An 8250-nucleotide genomic window follows, 5' to 3' on the forward strand; every position below is an offset into this window, starting at 1 on the left:
CGGGTACACGGTCGAGGCGACCGACGGCAGCATCGGCAAGGTCGACAAGCACTCCGACGAGGCCGGTGACGCCTACCTGGTCGTGGACACCGGGATCTGGATCTTCGGCAAGGAGGTCCTGCTCCCGGCGAGCACCGTGATCATCGTCGATGTGAACGAGCAGAAGATCTACGTCGACGGCACGAAGGAGCAGATCAAGAACGCTCCGGAGTTCCACCGCGAGAAGCACCTCGACGACGTCGGGTACCGCGAGGAGCTCGGGACCTACTACTCCGTCGGCGGCTTCGGCGGCCGCATCATCTGACCCGGAGTCACAGGAACGGGCCCGGACTCGACGAGTCCGGGCCCGTTCGCGTACCCGCCGACTGCTTTCTCCGGGCCGTCGTCGGCCCGGAACACGGCCGGGGCACCAGACTCTGGGCCATTCGGAGCAACGGGGGCGTGTTCCCTCCTGGGCGCCGACGATCCGCAGCCGCAGCGGTGGATAGTCGGTCGGGCGGTCGGCCGCACGGGCTGCCGGCCCCGCGCCCAGGCGACACAGGGAGAGTGGATCCGATGGTGAAGAAGGCATTGCTGACGTACGCCTTGGCGGCCGGAGTACTGATCGGGCCGCTGAGCACGGCCGGCTGGGCGGCCGACGGGCTCGCCGCCGGGTACGGGCGGGGCCCGTCCGGCCCCGTGGGCGTCGTGGAGTCCCGCGCACCGCTCAACGTCCGCGAGAAGCCGACCGTGTACTCGGACGTGGTGAAGCAGCTGCGTCCGCACGAGCGGGTGCTCCTCGTGTGCCAGAAGCGCGGGGGCTGGGTGGACGGCAACCCGGTGTGGTACCGCCTGCACGGCTCGAAGGGCTGGGTCTCGGCCCGCTACGTCCACAACCTCCAGCCGGTCCGCCCCTGCTGAGAGCGCGCGGCGAGCGGTGACATGCGTGAAGGGAGCGGCCCCCGAAGTTCGGGGGCCGCTCCCTTCACGGGTGCAGACCTGGTGCGGATGCGCGCTCGCTTCTCGTCCGGCCCGGAACGGTCGGCTCAGACAGCCTTGTCCCGCCGCGCCCGACGGCTCCGCCGGGCCAGCAGGGCCGCGGCCAGTACGCCGACGGCCGTGACCCACGCGGTCCGGTGGCTCCGGACCGTGGTCGCCGCCCGCACGGCCTTGCCCCGTGCGGAGTCGAGCTTCCCGTCCTCCACGAGGCGGCCGAGCTCCTTGCGGGTCCGGACGGCCTGCCGGCGGAGCGCCTGTGCGCCGGGGAGGGTCTTGTGTCCGTGCAATCCGGTCGTCGTCATCGCGGTTCCCTTCCTTCGAGTACTCCGCCTGCCTGACGGGCGTACTGCGCGGATGCCCTGCAACGGGCTTATGACACAGCCGAGTTGCCCCCGAAAGGGGAACGGCGGCTACCAGTAGTGCCGCCGGCCGCCGACCGCGTGTCCGACCGACCCCATGATCCACAGCACCGCGCCCACCACGAGCAGGATCACGCCGATGGTCCACAGAACGGAGATTCCGGTCAGGAATCCGATGAGCAGAAGGATGAGTCCGGCGAAAAGCATGATGTCCTCACTCGCGGGTCGGGAAAGCTGCTGAGCGGTGGCTCCGCAGCGGTGCCTCGCCGCGCGTCTACCCCCGAACACCCTTCCTAGTCGCCGTCGGCCTCGGGCCGGAGCTGCGGTAACTGCGGCCGGGCGGGGCGCCGTTCGGGCCGGCAGGTCCGGCTCGTGGACCTGCCGGATCGGATCGGCGCCCCGGCCGGGCCGGTTCGCGGGTCTACTTGCTCAGTGAGGTGGGGGCCGGTTCGGTCGCCGGGTCCGCCTGGTCGCGCAGTTCGGGCTGCTGCGGCCGGAGGGCGGGGATCAGGGCGGCGATGGCCCCGGAGAGCAGGGCGAAGCCGCCGCCCATGAGCAGGCCGGTGCGGAAGCCCGCCTCGGAGGTGAAGGTGAAACCGCCCGCCGTGGTGGTCATCTGCGCCAGGACTACACCGACGACGGCCGCGCCGACGGAGGTGCCCAGGGAGCGCATGAGGGCGTTGAACCCGTTGGCGGCGCCCGTCTCCGTCAGCGGGACCGCGCTCATGATCAGAGCGGGCATGGCTCCGTAGGCGAGGGCGACACCGCTGTTGATGACCATGACGGCGGCCATCAGGCCGACGGCCGTCGAGGAGAAGAGGAGCGCGACGCCGTAGCCCGCCGCCAGGACGAGCGCGCCGCTGACGAGGGTGACCTTCGGCCCGTGGAGGTTGGTGAGCTTGCCCCCGAGGGGGGACAGGGCCATCATCATCAGCCCGCCGGGCAGCATCCACATGCCCGCCGCCAGCATGGACTGGCCCAGGCCGTAGCCGGTGGCTGCGGGGAACTGAAGCAGTTGCGGGATGACCAGCATGCTCGCGTACATGCCGAAGCCGATGGACACCGAGGCGAGGTTGGTCAGCAGGACGCGCGGGCGGACCGTGGTGCGCAGGTCGACCAACGGATCGGTGGTCCGCCACTCGAACCACCCCCAGGCGGCCAGCACCACGACGGCGGTGGCGATCAGGCCGAGGGTGGTGGCGGAGCCCCAGCCCCAGTCGGCGCCCTTGGACACGAACAGCAGCAGGGACACCAGGCCGGCCGCGAGGCCCAGTGCGCCGATCACGTCGAAGCGCTGACCCTTGGCGGCGGCCGGGACCTCGGGAATGAAGGCCACGATCATGACGGCGACGCAGCCGGCGAGCGCGGCGGACCCCCAGAACAGGAAGCGCCAGCTCGTGTACTGAGCGACGGCGGCGGACAGCGGGAGGCCGATGCCGCCGCCGATGCCCATCGAGGCGCTGACGAGGGCGATGGAGGAACTGAGCTTCTCCGCAGGGAGGATGTCGCGGAGCAGGGCGATGCCCAGCGGGATCATGCCCATGCCGACGCCTTGCAGCCCCCGCCCGATGATCATCTGGACGACGCCGCCCGCCAGCGCGCACACCACCGACCCGATGATCAGCGGTATGCAACAGGCCAGCAGCATGCGGCGCTTGCCGAGCATGTCGCCCAGGCGTCCGCTGATGGGCACGCACACGCCCGCGACCAGGAGGGTGGCGGTGACCACCCAGGCGGAGTTGGAGTGGGAGGTGTGCAGGAGGTTCGGCAGGTCGGCCAGCAGCGGCGTGACCAGGGTCTGCATGACGGCTGCGGCGATGCCCGCGAGGGCGAGCGTCGCGATCACCTTGCCGGTACGGGGGGCGGCCGCGGGCGGCTGTTGCATGAAGCGTCCTTGGGGGTGTCTTGTCGGCCGGCGACGGCACGGGGCGCACGAGGTTCGGGGGGTCTGCCCGGCTATGTGGCGGTACGGGGTCGGTGCACACCACAATCAGTAGTCAACTATCAGTTCGCGGTGCGCGACGTGTCAACCGGATCCGATCGTCGACTATCGGTTGTAGGGTCGGCAGCGTGTCGAACGACAGTCCCAAACCCCTGCGCGCCGACGCCGTGCGCAACATCGAGAAGATCGTCCGAGCGGCACGCGACGTGTACGCCGAGCTGGGACCCTGTGCGCCGCTCGACGAGATCGCGCGACGCGCCGGAGTGGGGATCGCCACGCTCTTCCGCCGCTTCCCCGACAAGGCCGCGCTGCTCCGGGCCGTGCTCGACCAGCAGTTCACCCAGGACGTGCTGCCCGCCATCGACCGCGGACTGGCCGACGAGGACCCCCGCCGCGGTCTGAGCGTCGTCCTCGAAGCCGCGCTGGCCTCGGCCGCCGACGAGCACCACGTCCTGACGGCCGCCCGCAAGGCCGGCGTCCTCTCCGCGGAGGTCAGCGCCCGGTTCTTCGAGGCGCTCGACCCACTGGTGGCGCGCGGCCAGCAGACCGGGGTGATCCGGGGGGACCTCGTACCCGAGGACCTGAAGAGGATCATGAGCATGCTGGTCAGCGTGCTGTGGACCATGGATCCGGCCGAGGAGGGCTGGCGCCGCTACGTGGCCCTGGTCATGGACGCTCTGAGCCCGGTCGGGGCGAGCCCCCTGCCCCACCCGGCTCCCCCGCTGCTGCGCCGGCCGCAGGACTGACCTCCGCCGGGCCGCGCCACTGCCCGCTCCGATCCGCGGCTCAGATCCAGTCGCGCCTCTTGAAGCCGAAGTAGAGGGCCACGGAGAGGGTGAGCATCAGCGTGGAGGAGACCAGGAAGCCGGTACGGGTGCCGTCGCCCGGGAAGGGGACGTTCTGGCCGTAGAAGCCGGTGATCGCGGTCGGGACGGCGACGATGGAGGCCCAGCTGGTGACCTTCTTCATGATCAGGTTCAGCCGGTTGCCCTGGACGGTGAGATTGGTGTCCATGACCGAGTTCACCAGGTCGCGCAGGGACTCGGTCCACTCGGTGGCGCGCAGGACGTGGTCGTAGACGTCCTGGTAGTACGGCAGCATCGCGGGGCTGACGGTGTGCAGGTCGCGGCGCAGCAGCGTGTTGACGACCTCGCGCATGGGCAGCACCACCCGCCTCAGGAGCACCAGGTCCTTGCGCAGGGCGTACGAGCGGCGCTGGACGGTCCGGACCTCGTCGCGGCCGTCCTCGAAGAGGAGTTGCTCCAGGGCCTCGATCTGTTCGTCGAGCTGCTGGACGGCTTTGAAGTGATCGTCCACCAGGTAGTCGAGCAGTCCGTGGAGCAGGAAGCCGACGCCCTCCTTGGCGAGGTCGGCGGAATCGTCCCAGTAGGCGACGACGCGGTCCATGTCGAAGTGGCCGCTCGCACGGACGGTGATCAGGGCGTTGGGGGTGATGAAGGCGGAGATCTCCCGGGTCAGCAGGGGGCCTTCGGGGGTGTCGGTGTAGACGGCGTAGGCACTGAGGAAGAGGTGCGTGCGGTAGCGGTCGAGCTTGGCGCGCTGATGCGCGTGCCGGGCGTCCTCGACGGCCAGCTCGTGCAGCCCGAACTGCTCGGTGATCAGGTCGAAGTCCGCCTCGGTGGGATCGCAGAGGTCCAGCCAGACGGTGCAGTCGGGCTGCCCCGCGTACGCGGAGAGGTCTTCGGCGGGGAACCCCTCCAGGGCCAGGACGCCGTCGCGGTAGAGCCGGGTTCGTGCCACCGGAGCAGGCTAGACGGACGGCTCGGGCCGGTCCGCGAGCGACACCCCGCCGGGGCGGCGTCGCACGGCGGAGACCGGCCCGCGGGGGCGTCGCGCGGGGCTCGGCGCGGTGGGCGCGGGGCGTGGCGCGATGCGTGCGGCGGCCGTGCGGATCAGTGCGTGCGGCGCGCCGCCCAGACGGTGCGCTCGGTCCGCACGGCGAGGTCGTCGCGGCGCAGGATGCTCCCGGGGCCGTCGGTGTCGAGCAGCAGGTCGAGTGCGGCGAGGTCCTCGGGGCCGAGGACCTCGGTGATGCTGCGGCGAAGGCGCTGCAGGCTGCCGAGTGCGTACGCGCCGACGGCTTCGCTTCGGGAGCCTTCGATGTTCACGTCGATCACGCGGTCGCCGTCGAGGGTGAATCCGGCCGCGGTGAGCTTCGGTCCCCAGTCGGCGCCGCGGTGGGGCACGTGCTCGGTGTGGTAGCTCTCGCTCGCGGTGTGGCAGCGGTCTTCCAGTCCGGGCCGGCCTTCGGGGGCGTCTTCGGGCAGGAAGCGGGGGAAGCCCGCCAGTTCGACGACGGCGAACAGGCCGCCGGGGGCGAGCAGTTCGCGGACCGTGCGCAGGGCCCGGTCCGGGTCGGCCATGTGGTGCATCGAGGCCGAGGCCCACACCAGGTCGGGCACGCCGAGGTCGGGCCACTCGGTCTCGTCGAGGTCGGCCTGCACGGTGCGGACGCGGTCCTCCACGCCCCGGGCGCACGCCTTCTCGCGCAGGCGCTGCAGGTGCGCCGCCGAGGAGTCGACGGCCGTGACGTGCGCGTCGGGGAACTGTTCCAGCAGGGCGAAGGTGCCGGCTCCGGTGCCGGAGCCCAGGTCCACGATGTGGCGCGGGGGCTCGTTCAGGGGCAGCCACGTGGTGATGTCGGTGATGTGCTCGGCGAGGACCTCCGCGTCCAGGTCGAGGATCTCGGCCTGGCCCTCGAGGTCGTTCCGGGTGTGGCCGTGGTCATGACCGTGCTGGGCGTGGCCGTGCTGGGCGTGCCCGTGGTTGCCGTGACCGGGCTGGTCCTGGCCTTGGTGGCCGCCGTGGCCGTGGCCGTGGCCGTTGTGGGTGTCGCCGTGCTGGGGTGCGTGCGGTGCGTGGGTCATGGCTCCACGGTAGGGCGGTCATGCGCTTGCCGCATCGACTCTTGCCGGTTAGGCAAGAAGATGGCCCGATGGCCCCCAGGACGCGCAAGACGCCCGCGCCGGACGACCCGTACGGCCCCGAAAGTGCCGCCGCACGCCCTCAGTGAGCCGGCCCCTGAGCAGCACCTTCGCCACCCGCACCGCTGCCGGCGTCACCCGTTGCACCCGTGTCACCCCCGTCACCCGTGCCGCCTACGCCGCCGTCCCGCTGGTGGCCGCGGCGGGCGTCGCGGTCGAAGATGCCCAGGATCTCGCACGGTCCCCCTTCGGCGCCGATCGCGTGCGGCATCATCGTGGGGAATTCCGCGGACTGGTTGGCCTCGATGCGGAAGCGGCGGTTCCCCAGCAGGAGGATCGCGGTGCCGGACAGCACCACGAGCCATTCGCGCCCGGGGTGCGCGCGCATGCGGGAGGGGTTGTCGGGCGGCGGCTCGGTCATGCGCTGGCGGATGACCGTCATGCCCGGCTCGCCCTTGATCGGCCAGCGCATCTGTCCGCGGGCGGCGTCGATCATCGGACTGGTGACGACATCGTCGGTCGCGGTCTCCACGAGCTGGTCCAAGGTGGTGTCCAGGGCGCGGGCGAGGGTGACGAGACTGTCCAGGGCCAGGCGGCGCTGACCGTTCTCGATGCGGCTGAGCGTGGACTGGCTGAGCCGGGCACGCACGGCCAGTTCCTCCAGGGACCAGCCCTGCGCCACCCGCAGCGCGCGGATGCGTTTGCGTACGAGGCTGTCCAGGTCACCGTCTTCTTGCGTCATAGGCAACATTGTATGCCTGTGCTGCAACTCGGGGTTAGCTTCGTGTGCAGACAGACGGCCCCGGACCATCCCGGACCACCGGGCCGGTACGAAGAAACATCCAACACCCAGGAAGGAATCGACGACATGTCCGCGATGACCACCGCATGCGCGACCGACGCACTGCCGGACGGGACCGTCGACGCCGTGGTGATCGGCGGCGGCGCCGCCGGCCTCAACGGTGCGCTGATGCTCGCCCGCTCCCGCCGCTCGGTCGTCGTGATCGACAGCGGCACCCCCCGCAACGCACCCGCCGAGGGCGTGCACGGCCTGCTCGGCCTCGACGGCACCCCGCCGGCGGAACTGTACGGACGGGGCCGCGAGGAGGTACGCGGCTACGGCGGCCTCGTCGTCTCCGGCGAGGTCCGCGCCGCAGAGCACGCCGCTCCGTCCGCCGACGGCGACCTGCGCTTCACCGTCACCCTGGCCGACGGCCGCGTCCTGACGGCGCGCCGCCTGCTGGTGGCCACCGGCCTGCGCGACGTGCTGCCCGATCTGCCCGGGCTGGCCGGACACTGGGGCCGCGGCGTGGTGCACTGCCCGTACTGCCACGGCTGGGAGGTGCGCGACGAGCCGATCGGCGTCCTCGCCACCGGTCCCGCGTCGGTCCACCACGCGCTGCTGTTCCGTCAGCTCACCGACGACCTCGTCTACTTCGCGCACGGCACCGAGCTCGACGAAGAGACCCGTACGCGCTTCGACGCACGCGGCATCCGGGTCGTCGACACCCCGGTCGAAGAGGTCGTCGAGGACGGGAACGGCGGCATCGGCGGCGTCCGCCTGACGGACGGCCCCGTCGTCGCCCGCCGCGTCCTCGCGGTGGCGAGCACGCCCGTGGCCCGCACCGAGGGGCTGGCGGGTCTGGGCCTGCCGATGGAGAACCTGCCCGGCGGCGGCCGCAGCTTCGCCTCCGGCCCGGCCGGCGCCACCGGCGTGCCGGGAGTGTGGGTGGCCGGCAACGTCACCGACCCGATGGCCCAGGTCGGGGCCTCGGCCGCGGCCGGGGCCCTGGCGGGCGCCCACATCAACGCCCTCCTCGCCGTCGCGGACACCGACGCGGCGGTCGCGGCCCTCGCCGCGGCGGGGAACGGCACGGCCTCCGCCACCATCGCCTGACCGGTGGCGGGCGCGCCCGAGCGCCTGCCACCCTCCGCCCCTCCCCCTCCCCCCAAACCAGAAACCGGAACCGAAACAGAAACCCCCCCCGCCCGCCCCGGACCGGCCCGACGAAGACAAAAACCAATA

The 8250-nt window shown here is 71.8% G+C and carries 10 protein-coding genes; 4 read left to right on the forward strand and 6 right to left on the reverse strand.

Annotated features, from left to right (window positions below; translation table 11 throughout):
* Both ACFWNV_RS18735 and ACFWNV_RS18740 read left to right on the forward strand, forming a co-directional pair.
* On the forward strand, positions 1–304 hold a 304-nt coding region (locus ACFWNV_RS18735), incomplete at its 5' end, for a PRC-barrel domain-containing protein (RefSeq protein WP_383947867.1).
* A gap of 251 nt (positions 305–555) precedes the next feature.
* Positions 556–900: an SH3 domain-containing protein gene (locus ACFWNV_RS18740; RefSeq protein WP_383947869.1), complete on the forward strand. Its 345-nt coding sequence runs from the start codon at positions 556–558 to the stop codon at positions 898–900.
* Between the two features lie 125 nt (positions 901–1025).
* On the opposite strand, the gene ACFWNV_RS18745 is transcribed toward ACFWNV_RS18740, so the two are convergent.
* From ACFWNV_RS18745 to ACFWNV_RS18755, 3 genes are all read right to left on the reverse strand, one after another.
* Positions 1026–1280 (reverse strand): hypothetical protein, encoded by a 255-nt coding sequence (locus tag ACFWNV_RS18745; RefSeq protein WP_383947872.1) that lies wholly within the window; start codon positions 1278–1280, stop codon positions 1026–1028.
* Positions 1281–1388: 108 nt separating this feature from the next.
* Positions 1389–1544: a DUF6131 family protein gene (locus ACFWNV_RS18750; RefSeq protein ID WP_327308865.1), complete on the reverse strand. Its 156-nt coding sequence runs from the start codon at positions 1542–1544 to the stop codon at positions 1389–1391.
* A gap of 214 nt (positions 1545–1758) precedes the next feature.
* Positions 1759–3222 carry an MFS transporter gene (locus ACFWNV_RS18755; protein ID WP_383947875.1) on the reverse strand — a complete coding sequence of 488 codons (1464 nt, stop codon included), beginning with the start codon at positions 3220–3222 and terminating at the stop codon, positions 1759–1761.
* 185 nt (positions 3223–3407) lie between these two features.
* Between ACFWNV_RS18755 and ACFWNV_RS18760 the strand changes: the two genes are divergently transcribed.
* Positions 3408–4025: a TetR/AcrR family transcriptional regulator gene (locus tag ACFWNV_RS18760; RefSeq protein WP_383947878.1), complete on the forward strand. Its 618-nt coding sequence runs from the start codon at positions 3408–3410 to the stop codon at positions 4023–4025.
* Positions 4026–4065: 40 nt separating this feature from the next.
* On the opposite strand, the gene ACFWNV_RS18765 is transcribed toward ACFWNV_RS18760, so the two are convergent.
* The 3 genes from ACFWNV_RS18765 to ACFWNV_RS18775 all read right to left on the reverse strand — a co-directional run bounded on the left by ACFWNV_RS18765 (position 4066) and on the right by ACFWNV_RS18775 (position 6975).
* Positions 4066–5040, reverse strand: a complete 975-nt coding sequence (locus ACFWNV_RS18765) for a magnesium transporter CorA family protein (protein WP_383947880.1) — start codon at positions 5038–5040, stop codon at positions 4066–4068.
* Positions 5041–5192: 152 nt separating this feature from the next.
* Positions 5193–6167, reverse strand: coding sequence for a class I SAM-dependent methyltransferase (locus ACFWNV_RS18770; RefSeq protein WP_383947883.1), 975 nt, complete (start codon positions 6165–6167; stop codon positions 5193–5195).
* Positions 6168–6306: 139 nt separating this feature from the next.
* Positions 6307–6975 carry a helix-turn-helix domain-containing protein gene (locus ACFWNV_RS18775; RefSeq protein ID WP_383947886.1) on the reverse strand — a complete coding sequence of 223 codons (669 nt, stop codon included), beginning with the start codon at positions 6973–6975 and terminating at the stop codon, positions 6307–6309.
* Positions 6976–7092: 117 nt separating this feature from the next.
* Here ACFWNV_RS18775 and ACFWNV_RS18780 point away from each other — a divergent pair, with 117 nt between their 5' ends.
* Positions 7093–8121, forward strand: a complete 1029-nt coding sequence (locus tag ACFWNV_RS18780; RefSeq protein ID WP_383947889.1) for an NAD(P)/FAD-dependent oxidoreductase — start codon at positions 7093–7095, stop codon at positions 8119–8121.
* Positions 8122–8250 lie beyond the last annotated feature (129 nt).

This window comes from Streptomyces sp. NPDC058401 (genome assembly GCF_042722885.1).
In the GTDB taxonomy this organism is placed as follows: domain Bacteria; phylum Actinomycetota; class Actinomycetes; order Streptomycetales; family Streptomycetaceae; genus Streptomyces.